Source organism: Actinobacillus genomosp. 1, assembly GCF_029774175.1.
Classification (GTDB): domain Bacteria; phylum Pseudomonadota; class Gammaproteobacteria; order Enterobacterales; family Pasteurellaceae; genus Actinobacillus.
In genome coordinates this window covers 905,922-925,352 of record NZ_CP103834.1, presented here as the reverse complement: position 1 = coordinate 925,352, position 19,431 = coordinate 905,922, and the positions used below count along the sequence as shown (strand labels likewise).

The 19,431-nt window shown below is 40.8% G+C and carries 6 protein-coding genes and 1 pseudogene; all 7 read left to right on the top strand.

Annotated elements, in window-relative coordinates; genetic code table 11:
• Positions 1-37: 37 nt before the first annotated feature.
• Positions 38-10,945: a hemagglutinin repeat-containing protein gene (locus tag NYR63_RS04235; protein WP_279458336.1), complete on the top strand. Its 10,908-nt coding sequence runs from the start codon at positions 38-40 to the stop codon at positions 10,943-10,945.
• A 1-nt stretch (position 10,946) separates the two neighbouring features.
• A complete protein-coding gene (locus NYR63_RS04230; RefSeq protein WP_279458335.1) occupies positions 10,947-11,330 on the top strand; it encodes a hypothetical protein in 384 nt (127 codons plus the stop codon).
• A 13-nt stretch (positions 11,331-11,343) separates the two neighbouring features.
• Positions 11,344-13,122 (top strand): annotated as a pseudogene (locus NYR63_RS04225) (polymorphic toxin-type HINT domain-containing protein); the annotation flags it as partial.
• Position 13,123: 1 nt separating this feature from the next.
• Positions 13,124-13,708 (top strand): ankyrin repeat domain-containing protein, encoded by a 585-nt coding sequence (locus NYR63_RS04220; protein WP_279458333.1) that lies wholly within the window; start codon positions 13,124-13,126, stop codon positions 13,706-13,708.
• 242 nt (positions 13,709-13,950) lie between these two features.
• On the top strand, positions 13,951-17,424 hold the full coding sequence (locus NYR63_RS04215) for a hemagglutinin repeat-containing protein (RefSeq protein WP_279458332.1): 3,474 nt from the start codon (positions 13,951-13,953) through the stop codon (positions 17,422-17,424).
• Between the two features lie 407 nt (positions 17,425-17,831).
• A complete protein-coding gene (locus tag NYR63_RS04210) occupies positions 17,832-18,821 on the top strand; it encodes a hypothetical protein (protein ID WP_279458331.1) in 990 nt (329 codons plus the stop codon).
• A 470-nt stretch (positions 18,822-19,291) separates the two neighbouring features.
• Positions 19,292-19,414, top strand: coding sequence for a hypothetical protein (locus tag NYR63_RS04205; protein ID WP_279458330.1), 123 nt, complete (start codon positions 19,292-19,294; stop codon positions 19,412-19,414).
• Positions 19,415-19,431: the final 17 nt, after the last annotated feature.

The window sequence follows — 19,431 nt, the reverse complement described above, 5'->3', positions numbered from 1 at the left end:
TCGGGTAAGCCAAATTTGGCAAATTTAAGGATTAAGTATGAACAAACAATGTTTTCGTGTCATTTTCAGTAAAACTTTACAGCGTTTAGTTGTCGTCTCTGAACTAGCAAAATCGGAAGGTAAATCAACTGAAAGAAATGATTTTAGTATTTCTCATGTAGTGGCACAATTAAAACCCTTAACCTTTAGCCTATTTTGTGCCTTGGGTTTTGTTGCCTTTTCAGATAGTGCACTTGCTGAAACCTTAATTATTCAAGCGGATAAATCTGCCCCGAAAAATCAGCAACCGATTGTACTACAGACAGCGAATGGATTGCCTCAAGTCAATATTCAAACCCCTAACGATAAAGGGCTTTCTCACAACAAATACAGCCAATTTGATGTCGCCGAAAAAGGAGCGATTTTAAATAACAGCCGTACCAATACGCAAACCCAGCAAGCAGGTATGGTGCAAGGCAACCCCTATCTTGCCCGAGGTGAAGCGAAAGTCATTTTAAACGAAGTTAATTCTAACAAGCCTTCGGTGATGAAAGGTTATGTGGAAGTTGCAGGTAAAAAAGCCGATGTGATTATTGCCAACCCAAGCGGATTGCATTGTGAAGGTTGTGGGATTATTAATTCCGGTAGAGCGACTTTTACAACAGGTAAGCCTGAAATCAAAAACGGTCAAGTCGATAATTTCAAGGTTGAAGCCGGCAAGGTAAAAGTCAGTGGTAAAGGCTTGGACAATAGCCGTGTGGATTACACCGAAATCATCGCTCGAGAAACCGAAGTGAATGCTGGAATTTGGTCGAAGAAAGAGACTAAAGTCATCACAGGTAAAAACACTGTCAAGCGGTCGGAAACAGACAAAAATTTGCAAATTATCCACACAAACCAACCGCTTGCAGGGGAAGTTAAACCCCAAGTGGCAATCGATGTGGGGGAGTTGGGAGGAATGTACTCCGGCAAAATTCACCTCATCGGCACGGAAAATGGAGTGGGCGTTCGTAATGCTGGACATATTGGCGCAAGTGCTGAAACCCTACAAATTGATAGCCAAGGTCGAATTGTCAATACCGGTACACTTAATGCAGCTAAACCAGTGACTTTAACTGCAAGTAACGGGATTGAAAACAAAGGCAAGATTGAAAATAAACAAGGCGATATCAAACTGAACAGTACCGCTGATATTAAGCAAGACGGCTCGATTGTTGCTCGTCATGGTCATATCCATAAAACTGCATCCTCCCAAATTACCCAGAATGGAGAATCTGTCGCTAAAGGTAGCATTACCTATCAAGCACCTAAAGTGAGAGCTTCAACCCAATCACTCATTGCAGCCGGTGTAGAAGTCAAAGATACCGCACAAGGTGAGGTGCGTTCTCTTGAACCCCATTCTGCTCAAGGAAAAGATATTACGGTTTCGGCCGCGACAAAAGCAGCCTTACAGGGAAAAAATATTGCTTCAGGTAAGATCAATGTTCAAGGTTCAGAAATCGATCTTGATAATAGCCATACCTCAGCTTACTCTGTGAATGCGACAGCTCATCAAGGTCACATTCAAGCGAATAATGCAACGTTGATTGCAGATAAAACCCTATCATTAAGTACACCAACCGAACTCCAAACGCAACAAAGCTACCTTAAAGCAGAAAAAATCACTTCTCATCAAGGTTCGCTCAATACACAAAATGCAGTTTGGGAACAGACGGGCACGGATGAGCTGAAACTCTCTGTCAATGATCTACTCAAAAACCAAGGCGGTACCTTTAAAACACAAGGTGATTTAACTATTCATTCCCAGGGAGTGGATAATCGACAAGGTCAGTTAATTTCTGGACGTAAATTAGTCATTGAGGCAGGGCTTGGAAAAGTAGATTCTTCACAGGGTAAAATTCGTTCTACTGCAACACTAACAATTAATAGTGGTGAATTGGATAATTCGCAAGGAGCAATTCAAAGTGAAGATGATATTCGCATCAATACTCACGGCCAAGCACTGATTAATCATAATACGCTATCTAATGAAACTGGTATTGTGACTCTCGGCAAATTAGACTTAAATACAGGTAAATTAGAGAACCAGCACGGCTATTTGGCCAGTCGCAGTGGTCAAATACTTCTAGCCACTGAACTGAATAATCACAAAGGCTTAATAAAATCTCTGAATACATTAGAGATAACTACGCCTATTATACAAAATAATGGCGGGATCATTTCTGCTCAAAGTAAAGCAAATATCACAGCAACGGATATTAACCAAATTGCGGGACAACTAGGTGCCGATACTCTCTCTATCAATGCAACACGTTTAAACAGCGAGCAAAACAGTTTAATTGCGGCAGGTACTGCAAACATTCAAATTGCTGATACATTTAGTAATCAGCAGAGCCGTTTAAATACTCTTGGTGAGTTAACCATTCGAAGTCAAAGATTAAATAACCTTCTTGGTGCAATTCAAAGTATCACAGGGAATACAAGTATTGATACTCAACAAGCGATCAATAATACACAAGGCAACATTACTTCACATGTGCAACTTAATCTCAATACTCGTCACCTTGAAAATCAACAAGGGACTATTTCTGCACAATCATCTGAGATATCAGTGGGCTCATTGATTAACCGTTTGGGGGCATTACAAAGTACAGAGCAACTTTCGCTCAATGCCGAGCAAGTGGAAAACAGTAATGGGACCATCTACGGCGGTAAAAGCTTGACACTTTCAGCATCTGACTCCATAACACAACGTGCTGGAAAAATAGGTGCAAGTGTATTAGAAATTAGTACTGGAATATTACAGTCCACAGAAAATAGTGTAATTGCCGCCGATAAAGCAACATTTAATGTCAAAAATACCCTCACAAATACCGAAAGTGAAATCTCGGCAACAGAACATCTGACTATTCATAGCAAAGCCATAAATAACCAGGATGGCCTACTCCTTACCGAAAAAGGGAATTTGACTATGAATAGCCAAGCACAACAAATCAATAATGAGCGAGGTAAAATAGTCTCAGGTGAGGTGTTGAATATCAATAGTGGTGCCTTCAATAACCAACAAGGTTTAGTGCAAGCACAGCACACAGCTTTACTTAATACCAACCATAATAACTTACAAAATGACAAAGGAGTGATTACCTCTGGAGCAGATTTACAGTTAAATACATCAAGTATTGATAATGATAATGGCACGATTTCGGCTCACGCTATTGATGCGAAATTCACTGAGCTTGAACAACAGCAGGGAAAAATTATTGCATCAGAAGCTCTAAATTTGAATGCTAATGGCAATATTCGCTCGACACAGCAAAGCCTACTGCAAGCTAAAAATCTCACGATGATCGTATCCGGCCAAGTAGATAATCAACAAAGTGAGATAGTTGCACACAATAGTGCAACTATTCATAGCCATGAGCTGAATAATCGCAATGGGGTCATCATTGCCGAAGAAGGGCATCTTGATATCAATGCACAAACTCAGGCAGTCACTAATGAGCAAGGGAAAATCAGTGCAGGCTCAACGCTGACTCTTAATAGTGGTGAGTTGAATAACTTACGTGGTTTAGTTCAAAGCCGTCAAGGCATGCTAATTAATACCCACCAAGGTAATCTTAATAATCAACAAACTCAGAAGAACGATGCCGAAGAATCTCAACAACTGGGGATTGTTTCTCTTGGGCAGTTGGTGGTAACTACCCAGCAATTTTTGAATCAACAAGGCTATGTATTAAGCCAACAAAATCAAACCATCAATGCCAAAACCATCGAGAATGAAACAGGCACAATTTCTTCGATTGCTAATCAAGTTCTCTCAATTAACCAATCTCTTCATAACAACAATGGTAGAGTGAGCGGGTTGCAAACACAGATCACCTCGGCTGCGATAGAAAATCAAGCCGGTGTGATACAAGGTAGCGATTTACTCGATATTCAAGTTAGCGGTAACATTAACAACCAATTTGGTCAACTGAAAACGGATAAACAACTTGATGTCACTGCAACTTCCGTCAATAACCGTGAAGGGCAAATTCGTGCTATTGATGGCACTGTAGCCCTTACCTCAACAGAAGCAATAGACAATACCCAAGGCTATATTACCGCTGCACAATCATCAACTATTCATACCAAAGATCTGAATAATCAACAGGGTGTAGTTTATAACAAACAAGATACACTTACACTCAATCTACAACAAGGATTGGATAACCAACAAGGTAAAGTGATCAGCCAAGATAATTTGATGTTGAAAAGTAATACGCTGACTAATCATCAAGGTACACTCTATGCTAAAAACTTGGCTAATATTCAAGCAACATCACAAATAGATAATCAACAAGGTGGCAAAATTCATGGATTGGGCGATATCCGCCTACAAACGAATGAACTAGATAATCGTGGTGGCGAAATTCGAACTCAACACTCTCTTATCTTAAATGCAACCTCAGAGATTAACAACCAAAAAGTCAATGAAACCGGCTCGTTGATTGAAAGTGGAAATGTCCTAAACATTAGCACGGCTCATCTCAATAATAGCCACACGACTTCGTCTGCCGAGAAGATGACTCAAGGTATTTTATCGACAACATTAACTGTGACTGCTCAAATGCTGAATAATAAGCAGGGAAAAATACATAGCCGTGCACAAAGTGAATTAAAAATCAGCCAGCAGATTGATAACCGTCAAGGTGGAATCACTGGTGATAATGCCGTTCATATTGAAGGGAAAGATCTCAGACTGGATAACCAACAGGGTCAATTGCAAGCGGCTGGAAAATTATCGATTTCTGCAAATGAGATCACTACGGATGGTCATATTGAAGGGCGGGATATTGAATTAACACAACAGCAAGATTTCATTACTGGTAATGCTATTCACGCCAATAATACACTTTCCATTACCACAGCAGGAAACTTAGTCAACCAACATCAACTGTATGCAGATGATAGTGTTACGCTCAATGCTAACCACATTACCAACCAGCTTAGTGGTCGTATAAGTAGTGCCAATACCCAACTAACAGCCAAAGGTGATGTTCACAATGAAGGCTTAATCAATAGCATTAGCCCATTGGACAATGCTGAGACCGTCATTAAAGCTGGTGGAAGTATTGTGAATACCGGAGAAGGACGAATTTACGGTGATCATATTGCCCTCCAAGCCGATCGCATTGAAAACAGCGATAAAAATTATGACAGTGGAAACATTAAATCTGCGGTCGTTGCTGCTCGCGGTGATTTAGATATTGCAGCAAGGGAAATTGAAAATAATACGGAGCATTATTTAGCAGATAACCAAATTGGAGCTATTCTGTTTAGTGCTGGAGATATGCGATTTGGTCGTACATTAAATTCGGATAACCAAGCAGCAGGCCAGGCTGAAACTTTACGCAATAATAGTAGTGTAATTGAAGCGGAAAGGAATATTGGGCTTAATATCAATCAAATTCAGAATAACAATACACATTTTGAGGTTGAACATGTTAAAACTGGCATGGCACCGACAGATATAACGAAATTAGACAGTCGCCCTGTTAGTGAAACCTATATTGTTCCTATGGGGCGTAATGAACGTGGCAATTTAAAAACTGATTTTACTAATGAATTAAATGGTGATAAATCCAGTATTAACGAAAATGACCCACATATTCCAATGAAATTACTGCGTTGGGCAGGCTGGAGTCGAGCTGGTCAATTAGTTTATAAAAATGATGGTGCCGAACCTGCTGTTTTAAAAGCAGGAGATGTGATCACCCCAGATACGCCATTAGCGATTCGTAATGAAGTAAATTGTGATTATATCAATGGAAAAGAAAGTTGTACTTATACCTCAGCAGGACAATATGGGGCTGACAGTCCTATTTGGGCATATTTTGGTGCAACGCCCCCGTCCACTCCACAACCAAAATTTCCATTTGATGATTTAACCGAGCAACCTTGGTTTGTTGAAAGTGAATGGTTTGATGAAGATGGTACATTTAAAAGACCTTCTAGACCGTTTATATTGTTAGGTAGTGAACGTTATCTGGCTCAAAAAGTTAAATGGGACTATTATGTAGAGCACATCAAACCTTTAGAAGATTGGGAAAGAGACAATGCAGACAGCATCAATAAAGTGGATGCCGGAATAGAAAAGCATAATCGTAATAGACTCGGTGATTTAGCAGATAAATATTACCGTGATTTTTGGCGATTACATATCAATAATCATCGAGTAGATGAAAGCAAAGTCACGAGAACAGTTGCTGGTCAAATTCTAGCGGGGGGTAATATTGATTTTGATAGTCGCTCATTTACTAATGATAAAAGTATTGTGATCGCAGGGCAAAACATCGCTTTAAAAGATCAAATTCACAATATTGATGAAGAAGGTCTGCACCGTATTACCGATACCGGCGACAAAGTATTTACCTTTGATAAATGGCGTGGAGGGTTTAAGCGATATTTCCAGCGAAAATGGGAAAACCACGGCCCTTATACTCGTATCATTGAAACGCCATTTGATATGAAACTTTTCCGTGTTGATGAAAAGGTAAATTATGATGATAAGAAATTAACCTCGGATAGCCATAAAGAAGGGACTGCACACAATTTATCTTTAAGCTCGCTTAACATACAGGATAATCAGTTTTCTGCACAAGGTGATCAAAATTTAGGTAGTTTAAACGGCGATGATAATGCCCAATTTATCGGACTCAATACGTCAGATAAAACACAACTGGAACATTGGCAAGGTAAGGGGCAAACGGTCTCTTCACAAGGGGTGACAAATAACTTCACCCCAGTACGTCAATTATCTCGAATTGAATTGGGCAATGAAACAGAAGTCCGTAGTATTCAGCCAGACCTTGCGATCCCACAAAATGTTTTATATCGAGTCAATGCGAACCCGAATAGTCAGGTGCTCATTGAAACTGATCCGGATTTCACTAACCAAAAACGTTGGCTAAGTTCTGATTATATGTTTAATGCCCTCCGTTACGAACCGAACCAAATGCAAAAACGTATTGGTGATGGTTTTTACGAGCAACGTTTAATCCGTGAGCAGATTAACCGCTTAACCGGTAGACAATTCGTGGGTAACTACACAGACTTTGACTCTCAATACCGCAGCTTAATGGATGCGGGGCTAACTTTCGCCCAAAAATTCAATTTACGCCCGGGTATTGCTCTCACTCCAAATCAAGTGGCTCAACTGACCACCGATATTGTATGGTTCGAAAATCAGTCTGTTCGACTACCAAACGGTAAGGTCGAAACGGTGCTTGTACCTAAAGTATATGCCATGGCGAAAAAAGGCGATATTACCGGCAATGGTACCCTACTCTCCGGTAATAAAGTGACCCACAAAGGCGGTGAGTTTATCAACAACGGCACCGTTACCGGCCGAGAGTTGGTACAGTTTGACAGCGAAAGCATCCGCAACACAGGCAAAATAACCGGTGGTGCGATTGTGGGCAACCTGAGCGGCGATGTGGAAAACATCGGCGGTACGATTGAAGCAGACCGAGCCATTTTATTAAATGTAGCCGGTAACTTTACGCACCGTAGTACCACCCATACGACAGAAGTGAGAGAGGTAGACTACGAACGTACAGATACGACAATTGCCCGCAAAGGTCTACTCCACGTTAAAGGTAAGGACGGCAGATTACAGATTAATGCGAACAACATTGATATATCAGGGGCTGATGTCATCAATGACGGACAAGGCAGTACTTATCTATCTGCAAAAAATCAGTTAAATCTGACCGCTTTACAGGTTGGTTTTAATGAAAAGATGGGCGGAGGAAATCACTATCGCAATGAGTCTGTCAATGATGTTGTGATTTCACGGATTAAAGGGAATGGAGATGTCACACTCTCTGCAAAAGACATTTACAGCCAAGGAGCAGATTTCGACGCCAAAGCCCGTTTAGAATTGATTGCAGAGAATGATATTGTACTGGGCAGCGCAACTCGTTCAACCGATTATGCCGAATACCACCGCATAAAAAGCGGCAGTGCATTAGGTCGTTCAACGAAAACCTCATTAGATACAGACCAGCAAGTGATTCAGCTCGGCACGAAACTCAGTGCCAGCGATATTTTATTGTCTGCCAAACACGATGTCACCGCGACTAACCTGCAAGCGATAGCCGATAATGATGTGGTGATTTCAGGTGGCAATAATGTGACGATACAAAACGATGTTAATCGCTTCAAAACCACAAGCATCCGAGAAAAATCCAAGTCAGGGGTATTTTCCGGCGGTGGGATTGGTATCACCTTCGGCAAACAATCGGCAAAACACGAGCACGAAGCAGAAGGCTGGGAAGGCAGTGAAGCCCGTAGCACCTTGGGCAGCTTAAGCGGCAATATCACGGTGTCTGCCGGTCATCACGCACAGCTTGCCGGTGTGGATGCCATTGCTTCTAAAGAGTTGGGCAAACAGATTTTGGTGGAAGGTAAATCAACCTATATTGGTGCCAGCGAAGATACCCTTTCCTCAAAAGAGCGCCACGAGCAGAAACAATCGGGCTTAACCATTGCGTTTAGTTCAGCGGTAACTGATGGCGTGATGGCAGCGAAACAAGCCTTAGACCGTTCAGATGAGGTAAAAGATGAACGTTTAGGAGCCTTGCTGAAAGTGAAAGCAGCGAATGAAGCCTATGATACGGTGCAGAAAGCGAAAAAAGTTATCGATGCTCTGAAATCGAATGGTGACACCGCAGAAAAACTGGCCAATAGCGATGCAAAAATTTCAGTCAGTATTGGCTCAAGCAAATCTGTTTCCACCAGCCACACGCAACAAACCACACACAAAGGCAGCGAGCTGGATGCGGGTAAAGTGATTGTACGAGCCACAGGGGGCGATAACACCATTTCCGGTTCAAAAATCAATGCCACCCGTACCGAGCTTGAAGGCAATAATGTCAATCTGCTTGGCACAACAGATACCCAAACCAACCGCTCAGATAACAAAAGCAGCAGTTGGAGTGTGGGTGTGTTTGTAGGTAAATCGCAAGGCTCCACCGGTTTTGGTGTGGAAGGTGCAGTGAATGTCGGCAAAGGACATTCCAACAGTGATTCTAATGTTCAGAACCAGACCGAAATCAACAGCGACAGCTTAAGCATCAAAACCAAAGAGACCACCACACTCAAAGGTGCGGTGGCGAATATCAACCATTTAGAACTTGATACCAAAAATCTGCATATTGAAAGTGTACAAGACACGGAAAAATATGACAGCAAACAGACTCAAGGTGGAGTAAGTGCCTCCTTTGCTTGGGGAAGCGGTGGCAGTGCATCAGCCCAATTTAGCCAAAACAAAGCGAAAGTGGACTATGCACAGGTCACACAACAATCGGGCTTTAACATTCAAGAAAGCTCTCAAATTAACGTGGAAGAAAACACCCATCTCAAAGCCGGAATAATTAATGCTCAAGGTGATAAAGCGAATCACCAAATGACAACTGGCACGCTGACGACGGAAGCGATTGAAAACCGCAGTGATATTGAGGTAAGCAGTGTAAGTGCCGGAGCAAGTACGGATATGGGGCAAATGGCGACAATGGCAGTAGGTGCTGCATTAAGTGCATTGGGGAATATGAGTGAAAGCGAACGCAGCCAAACCAAGGCAGCGATAAGCGATAACATCAATCTCACGATTACCGACAACGAGAAACAAAAAGCTCTCACCGGCAAAACAGTGGAAGAGACACTCCAAAGCCTAAACCGAGACACCACAAACGCCAATCAAGCGGTCGAAAAAGCGGATTTAGCTGCCATTCAAGAGCGACAAGAGATGGCACAAGTGATAGGCGAACTATCGCAATCGGCAATCAATCATCTTGTGGAGAGCCACCTAAAAGAAGCGAATGAGAAACGCCAAGAAGCGGAAGCAATTGAGCAAGAGAACCCTGTTAAAGCAATGGCATTAAAGGCTCAAGCGAAAGCAATAGAGGCGGAATATGGCTTGGGTAGCAACTTACAAATGGGTATCAGAGCAGCGACAGCGGCACTTCAAGGCTTGGCGACAGGCAGTGTAGAAAGTGCAGCGGTGGGGGCAGTTTCGCCGTATCTGAATAAGCTCATAAAAGAACAAACCACCAATGCAGATGGTACACTCAATAAAGAAGCCAACTTAATCGCTCACGCGGTATTAGGTGCAGTGGAAGCTCATGTTACAGGCAATAATGTGGCAGCGGGAGCGTTGGGTGCATTAACGGCAGAAGCAGCCGCCCCTGAAATTATGAAAGTGCTTTACAAGACAGACGAGCCTGAAAGCCTGACAGACAGCCAAAAACAGAATGTGGCGAACTTGAGCCAAATTGCGGCAGGACTGGCAGGAGGTCTTACGGGAGATAGTACGGCGAGTGGTATTGTAGGGGCAGAGATTGGTAAACGGGCGGTGGAGAATAATTTATTTGGGACAATACTCAATAATCCACAAGCTGATTGGCAAGGTTTAGCAGAAGGAGAAAAAGTTAAGAAAGCAGTAGAGAAAAAAGTTACAGAGAAGGCTATTGAAGAAGTTGTAGATGTTACTGATAAATATGCTCCTCATTATATAACTATCGGTGGAGAACTTTATGTTGTCGGAGTTAAAGGGATTATCAATTTAAGAAATGGGGATGTTTTCTTGAGTGGGAATTTCTCCCCTCTTGTCCTTCCTAATAGGGGTATAGGTGCTGCAGCCAGCTTTGGTTGGGTTGTAAATTTAGAGCAAACAGATATCAAAAATACACGTGCTGAAAGGATAACAGGTGATAGTTTATCAAATAATGTGATTTCAGGTACGAGTGTAAGTGCCACAGGATGTTATTATGCCTGTGTAGGTTATGGTCAGACGGTATCTACTAACCCTAAAGACAAAGTGTATAAAACGATAGAAGTTGGTATTGGTATGGGATTGAAAGGTAATATACAAGGCACTTCAGGCAGTATTTCTGAAGAAAAAACAATAAAAATTGGAGATTGATATGAAAAAAAAACATATTTTTATTGTTTTTGGGGGAATCATATCACTTGGCATATATTCTATAGTTAGTGGTTCGTTACAAAAAAATATTAAGTCTAGAGAAGAAAATACTAGATTTTATAATGCACTAGTAAGGATCATCAAAAAATCAAATACAGAATATAAAATTTTGAGTGGTAGGATTGGAGGGACTTTTACTTTTGAAATTGACATTGATAAAGATTTTAAAGAGAGCGATTTGATAAATTTTTTGAATTCTACAGAATTCAAATATGTTCCATCATCAAATATTGCTTACTGCAATAAATCAAGAGGAGTTAGATTAACAAAAGAAGAGAAAAGTATCATTTTAGAATATGAAATGAATTTATCTGAATGTAAATGATGAAGTGTTAACGGCAGAAGCAGCAGCTCCACTGATTATGCAAACTCTTTACGGCGTGGACAATCCAACCAATTTAAGCGACAGCCAAAAACAAAACGTGGCGAATTTAAGCCAAATTGCAGCTGGTTTAAGCGGCGGTTTGGTGGGCGACAGCACAGGCAGTTTTGTGGCTGGGGCTGAGATTGGCAAACGGGCGGTGGAGAATAACTACCTCTCGAACTGGCAAGAGCAGAAACGCTCACAAGAATTAAAATCCTGCCATGGTGATGCCCGCTGTGAAGACCAAGTTCGATTATATTGGGGATTAGTTGATATTGGGCAAGATGTTAGTTTTGTATCAGGCGCCGTTGCTGGTGTTCCTGAGAATCTCGCTGAGAGCGTTGATGGATTGATCTCCATGTTCTCAAGCCCAATAGAAACTATTGTGGCGATGAAAGAATTGATCGCAAGAGAAGATACGCTCTCCTATATTGCTAATATGACTAAACAAGAGTATTTAGTTAAACTCGATAAAATGCAGGTTTACTATGAACAAGCGGGGGCTGTAGGTTCTTTTAATGCCGGAAAAGAGTTTGGCAATATGATGACTGATGTGGTGACAGCATTAACCGGTGCTGGTGCTATTGTTAAAACAGGTGTAGGGACAACGGCGAAAATAGTCACCAAATCAGGTAAAGAAATTGCGATTCCTAAGACCAGATCGAGCGCTGGTTTAGGCACTTGCTCATTCCACGGTGATATGGAAGTCAAAACTGATAAAGGTTATCGACAGATTTCCAGCATTAAAGTGGGCGATAAGGTGCTGGCGAAAAATGAACGCACCGGTATAACCACCTATCAGAAAGTCCAAGCTCATTACAGTAATCCATACGATTATACGGTGTATGTAGAAGTCGCAGACAGCAAAGGAAAATACCACACCATTGTGTCAAACAAAATCCACCCGTTCTTTACACAAGTATTATCGGGCAGAGTGCCGATTTCTTCGGAGGGGCATTCTTACAACGGAGAGATAGCAAAAGCTCAGTGGGTTGATGCTCAACATCTGCAAAAAGGCTATCGCTTACTTGCTGAAAGTGGTGAGTGGCAGACTGTCACTAAGGTAAAAATCAAACAGGAAAGATTAAAAGCCTACAATATGACGGTAGAGAAAGATCATACTTACTTTATTAGAGGTACAAATGCCGATAATGAAGGGGTATGGGTGCATAATGATTGTTGGCACGCTTTACCGAATGATGCCAAACAGGTTAAAAATATTGATGGCTATAAAGCTTATCAATTCACAGACCCGAAAGACGGGAAAGTGGTGACAGTGGTTCAAAAAGATCTCAATCGCTTTGAAACGCCGAACCATCAAGCCGGGGTAGATCCACATTTTAACCGTTTGTCTCAGCAAATTGATGCCGAAACGGGACGCTATTTATCGACAGATAATCCGGTAGATGGGCTATATAACCGAGCTTATTTACGCTCGGAAACGTTACAGAAAATTTATGCTAATTATGAAAAATTGCCAAATGGTAATTATCGAGATTTAGATGGAAATATAATCAAAGGTCCTATAGATATAGGTCATGCTTATGGTTGGGAGCATAGAAGATTATCATTAGCGGCAAAAGAATTAAATTGGAGTCAAAAACAATTTAATGATTATGTTAATGCAAGACCGGAGAGGTTTAGATTGGAAAATATGTCTGAAAATCGTAGCCATAAGAATGAGATGCCGGGTAGAGATAATATTAAATCAATAATAGATGACATGAAAAAATTCCAACAAATAGGAAAGTAAGATGAGAGATAAGAATAAAGAACGTCAGCAGACATTAGAACGTTATCAAGAATTATATGATCAAGATCCTGAATTAAGAGTTATTGCAGCAAACTCAGATGGCGATCTCGATCTATTACAAGAAACATTTTTCGTAAAAGGTGAACTGACTATTACGGATAGCACACCAAAAGAAAAATGGAACTGGTTACATATGTGTAACTTAAATAGTTATTCACCAGCTCCTCTTTCTGTAGTCGAATTTTACATTAAACATGGGGTAGATGTTAATGCCCAAGATTGCTACGGAATGACCCCTTTACATTATGCAATGAGAGCAAAGAATGTTGATGCAGCGATAGCATTATTAAATGCGGGGGCAGATCCGAATATTCCAAATCAAGATAATTTAATACCATTGAGAATGTGTATTCGTTATCCTGAAAGACTAGATTTATTGGAATTGATGTTAAAAAATGGTGGTGATGTTCACTATTTTAATGGGCAAGATTATTTATTAGAAGGGTTAAAAGATTTTAAGGGTAGTGATCCGGCATATAAAGAATTTTTCGCAAAAATGGAAGAGTATGCTGGAAGTAAAGAATAATTCGGGAGCATAGAAGATTATCATTAGCGGCAAAAGAATTAAATTGGAGTCAAAAACAATTTACAAGAGTTGCCCGTAAAGGATTACTGCACGTTAAGAACAAAGAGGGCGCATTACAGATTAATGCAAATAATATAGAAATATCGGGCGTAGACATCATCAATGACGGTCAAGGGAAGATCTACTTATCTGCAAAAAATCAGTTAAATCTGACCGCTTTACAGGTTGGCTTTGATGAGAAAATGGGCGGTGGCAACCATTATCGCAATGAGTCTGTCAATGATGTTGTGATTTTACGGATTAAAGGGAATGGAGATGTCACACTCTCTGCAAAATACATTTACAGTCAAGGGGCAGATTTTGACGCAAAAGCACGTTTAGCTCTAATGGCGGAAAATGATATTGTGCTGGGCAGCGCAACTCGTTCAACCGATTATGCCGAATACCACCGCATAAAAAGCGGCAGTGCATTAGGTCGTTCAACGAAAACCTCATTAGATACAGACCAGCAAGTGATTCAGCTCGGCACGAAACTCAGTGCCTGCGATATTTTATTGTCTGCCAAACACGATGTCACCGCGACTAACCTGCAGGCGATAGCCGATAATGATGTGGTGATTTCAGGTGGCAATAATGTGACGATACAAAACGATGTTAATCGCTTCAAAACCACAAGCATCCGAGAAAAATCCAAGTCAGGGGTATTTTCCGGCGGTGGGATTGGTATCACCTTTGGCAAGAAATCAGAAAAACATGAGCAGGAAACGGAAGGCTGGCAAGGCAGCGAAGCCCGCAGCATCTTGGGCAGCTTAAGCGGCAATATCACGGTGTCTGCCGGTCATCACGCACAGCTTGCCGGTGTGGATGCGATTGTTTCTAAAGAGCTAGGCAAACAGATTTTGGTGGAGGGCAAATCGACCTATATTGGAGCGAGCGAAGATACCCTTTCCTCAAGAGAACGCCATGAACAGAAACAATCGGGTTTAACCATTGCATTTAGCTCAGCGGTGACCGATGGTGTAATGGCAGCGAAACAAGCCTTAAACCGTTCAAGTGAGGTAAAAGATGAGCGTTTAGGAGCCTTGCTAAAAGTGAAAGCAGCGAATGAAGCTTATGAGACGGTGAAAAAAGCCCAAAGCCTTATTGAGAAAATTCAGAACGCAAGCAATGTGACAGAAGCGGCAGGCAATAGTGACTTTAAAATTTCCGTTAGTGTTGGGGCAAGTAAAAATGTCTCCACCAGCCACACGCAGCAAACCACACACAAAGGCAGTGAGTTGGATGCGGGTAAAGTGATTGTTCGAGCCACAGAGGGCGATAACACCATTGCCGGTTCAAAAATCAATGCCACCCGTACCGAGCTTGAAGGCAATAATGTCAATCTGCTTGGCACAACAGATACCCAAACCAACCGCTCAGATAACAAAAGCAGCAGTTGGAGTGTGGGTGTGTTTGTAGGTAAATCGCAAGGCTCCACCGGCTTTGGCGTGGAAGGTGCAGTGAATGTCGGCAAAGGACATTCCAACAGTGATTCTAATGTTCAGAACCAGACCGAAATCAACAGCGACAGCTTAAGCATCAAAACCAAAGAGACCACCACACTCAAAGGTGCGGTGGCGAATATCAACTATTTAGAACTTGATACCAAAAATCTGCATATTGAAAGTGTACAAGACACGGAAAAATATGACAGCAAACAGACTCAAGGTGGAGTAAGTGCCTCCTTTGCTTGGGGAAGCGGTGGCAGTGCATCAGCCCAATTTAGCCAAAACAAAGCGAAAGTGGACTATGCACAGGTCACACAACAATCGGGCTTTAACATTCAAGAAAGCTCTCAAATTAACGTGGAAGAAAACACCCATCTCAAAGCCGGAATAATTAATGCTCAAGGTGATAAAGCGAATCACCAAATGACAACTGGCACGCTGACGACGGAAGCGATTGAAAACCGCAGTGATATTGAGGTAAGCAGTGTAAGTGCCGGAGCAAGTACGGATATGGGGCAAATGGCGACAATGGCAGTAGGTGCTGCATTAAGTGCATTGGGGAATATGAGTGAAAGCGAACGCAGCCACACGAAGGCAGCGATAAGCAGTAATATCAATCTCAACATTACCGACAGCGAAGCCCAAAAACAGAAAACCGGTAAAACAGCAGAAGAAACACTGGCAAGCCTAAATCGAGACACCGCAAATGCGAATCAAGCGGTCGAAAAAGCGGATTTAAATGCAATTCAGGAACGCCAAGAAGCAACCCAAATTGTGGCAGAAATCGGGGCGAAACGTGTAGGTGATTTTGCCCAATATATGGGGTGGGAAGATGGCAGCCCGCAGAAAGTCGCTTTACACGGTTTAGTTGGTTATCTTGCTGCAAAAGTGGGTGGAGGTAATACGGCTGCTAGTACCCTTTCGGCAATGGGCAGTGAATATATTAACACGGAGATTGCAAATTATCTGCAAGAAAACACCGCTTTAACGGCAGATGAACGCAATGCAATTCAGCAAGCGAGTGCAGCAGGCTTGGGGGCTTTGATTGGGGCAAGTTTGGGAGGAGAGTCAACTGAAGTTACACAATCTGCACAAATGGCGTTAAGGACGGAGCAGTTTAATAGGCAGTTGCATCCAACGGAGGAGCAACGAATTAAAGATTTAGCTAAGGAATTAGCTAAAGAAAAAGGTCATACTGCGGAGTTCTGGGAGCAGCAATTAAGATTAGTGGCTTCTGCTATGAACGACCAAATGGAAAACCAGCTTATCACAACAGGTATTAATGCAATTATTCAAGACACTCAAATTTATGATTTAACAAATTATAAAGAGAGTTTGAATATTGCGTATGCCACATTAAAAAATGAAGCATATAAAAACCAAACAATCAAGTGGAAAGATGGTACTGATGTCGTTTTAAATGGAGAAAAGGTTTATATGTTCCAATCGACAGATAAACAATATAAAGATAATAAAATGTTTGGTGAAGTAAATTATCAAAATGTATTTGTTACACCGAATATCAGAACAAAAGATTATTCAGAACTCGGGCAAGCAAATGGGCTGAGCGTCAAAGATAGTTATAAATATACAGGGGAATTGTTGGGAATAATCGGAACGGCAAATCAGAACCGACAAAATAACAGCCAAGTATTAAATAGAGAATACAACAACTATGTAGTCTCACCACATGGAAGAGCTGAGCCAATATTCCCTGAATTATATTTAATTGGAGGCATAGGAAAAGAAATTGGTAAAACGGTCGGACGTGCTACTGATACGGGTTTCGTTTTTGCCAAAGAAGCAGGGACAAAAATAGGGACGTTTGCTGGGAAATATCCAAAAGCTGCGGAAGGATTTGTGGTTGGCTCCGTATCCACCGGATATGATGTATATAATGGAGACGCTACACTAGAAAAATCAATGATGAATTATGTTTTAGGTTTTGGGTTAGCTGGAAGAAGTTGGGATCAACAATTATCGGTTAATGCGATTTATAAAGGAATGATAGCAGCAAATGAAGATAAATCTGATAAGGAAATTGCAACAGGGCAAATAGCAAACGTAGTATCTGTAGGTTCTGGAGAGCTTATAGGTTCTTTAATGGATATGGCTGGAAAAGATGGGGTGTTCAAGCAAATTATATCTAATATTGCTTCAGGATATGTTGAAAATAAAATAGAAAAAGCATCAGGAGAAAAATCAGGAAATGAGGGAGATAAAAAGTGAAAAAACTCTACATTACCCTAGCTTATATTGTTTCATATCTGCATTTTTTATTTTTAGAATTTCTAGTCTTATTGATTTTTGAGCAAGATACAAGCAACCCTTGGACAATAGATCATTTCCTAGACCCTATCTTTCCTTCCGTTCTAGTTGTTATATTAGGATTGTGGCTAGGAAAGGTAACTAAATCTAAAGATGTTAATAATAAATAGAATATGTATTTTCCTAGATGGCACTCATCTCCTGACGAGAGCAAATACTTATTAGTTACAATCGGTTAATTATGTTGAGGATTTTGCAAATTTTAGCGGTAAATCAACCGCTTGTTTTGGCACGAGTGAAACATTCGAGCCATCTAGGAGCTAAGTTCTGATTATATGTTTAATGCCCTCCGTTACGAACCGAACCAAATGCAAAAACGTATTGGTGATGGTTTTTACGAGCAACGTTTAATCCGTGAGCAGATTAACCGCTTAGACAGTTTAAATCAGACTGATACGAAATATGGAGTAACTACTCGTGTAATTGGAGCTGTTCAAACAGCAGGTGGGGCAACTATTGCGACAGGTTCAACATTAGGCACAATAGGAGCTTGTACAGGTACTGTCGGTTCTGGGTGTATTGTCGCAGTTCCGATAGGTGCTATTGGTGCTGCTTATGGTAGTGATTTAGCTGCTTCAGGTATAAAAGCCGTTTACACAGGCAAATATCATTCTCCGATAGGCTCTCAAGCATTCGCAGACCTTACTGGTATATCTCAAGACACGGCAGATTTGATTTATGGTGCTCCATCGGCAGTATTTGGAGTAAAACCAATTGCAACAGGTGTAGCAAAAGTAGGGCAAGCTGCAGTTAAAGAAGCTGTTGAATTTGGGAATGCAACTAAGTATGTAGTTGGAGAGTTAGGGAAAGATGTTCGTGCGACTGGTAATTATATAAATGATGTTACAACTAGAGTTGGTGTAAATACTCAGAACAGTCAAGCTTTAACAAATATCAATAATGCTATTCCTAAAGAATATAAGGTGGCGTTTGGTATTGAGGCAACAACTGGAGTAATGGTTGAATCGCTTTATTACTTAGATGGCAATAAAGAAGTCAATTTACCTAATTTGATGAATTCAGGAACTAAGTTACTTGTTGATTCCACTTATGGCTCTTTAGTACATAAACTGAACCCTATGTATGGGGTTGGAGCTGATACATTAAAGGGGATTGTTGTTGATGATAAGAACTTTATTATATCTATAAATGATTCAGCTAGAGCATCTACAATATCAAGTTTCATTGAAGGTAGGTTTAATAATATTAAAGGTGCATCGAATACAGGTAAGTTTATATCATCATTTGGTAATAAATACATTGAATATAAAGCAGAGAAAAAAGAGGAAAATAAATAATGAAATGGATAGTTATTTTTCTCAAAGTTATGTTTATTGCTTTTTTAGCATCAGTTCTTATGTATCTATTATTATCTATAGACGGTACTATTAGAGAAAAATTTAGTGATTTTTTTGAGGAGTTTTTTCCTATGTTATGTATTGTTATATTCATGTCTATATGGCATAAAAATTCTACGAAGTGAATATTGGGGTTGAGGACATAATCTATGGGTGGCATTAGAGGGGAATAAAGATGGTTAAATTATTATTTCTATTTTCTGCTCCGTGATGATGTATGTTCTTTTATGGGTAACAGGAGATGTTAATAATATAGATTTTTATGATTTTATTAAAAATGGATCTGCTTTTATGTTTGCTTTAATTATACTTTCTATACTTTATGTCAAGTTGACTAAGTAATGAGTTTACCCCCGATAGCGCTAGCGTCCACGCTAGTGCTATTTAATATAAGTTACAAAAGGTGAATTATGTTAGGTATTTTGCAAATTTTAGCGGTAAATCAACCGCTTGCTTTGGCACGAGTGGGACACTCGCGCCATCGGGGAGATACTCAGGTTATCGGGAGCTTCAAAAATGTGTTAGTATTATAAAGGTCTATATTTTTATA

Excerpts from the sequence above, each read along its gene's own strand:
- NYR63_RS04235 (WP_279458336.1), top strand. The coding sequence starts at position 38 with ATGAACAAACAATGTTTTCGTGTCATTTTCAGTAAAACTTTACAGCGT.
- NYR63_RS04230 (WP_279458335.1), top strand. The coding sequence starts at position 10,947 with ATGAAAAAAAAACATATTTTTATTGTTTTTGGGGGAATCATATCACTT.
- NYR63_RS04220 (WP_279458333.1), top strand. The coding sequence starts at position 13,124 with ATGAGAGATAAGAATAAAGAACGTCAGCAGACATTAGAACGTTATCAA.
- NYR63_RS04215 (WP_279458332.1), top strand. The coding sequence starts at position 13,951 with ATGGGCGGTGGCAACCATTATCGCAATGAGTCTGTCAATGATGTTGTG.
- NYR63_RS04210 (WP_279458331.1), top strand. The coding sequence starts at position 17,832 with ATGCAAAAACGTATTGGTGATGGTTTTTACGAGCAACGTTTAATCCGT.
- NYR63_RS04205 (WP_279458330.1), top strand. The coding sequence starts at position 19,292 with ATGTTAGGTATTTTGCAAATTTTAGCGGTAAATCAACCGCTTGCTTTG.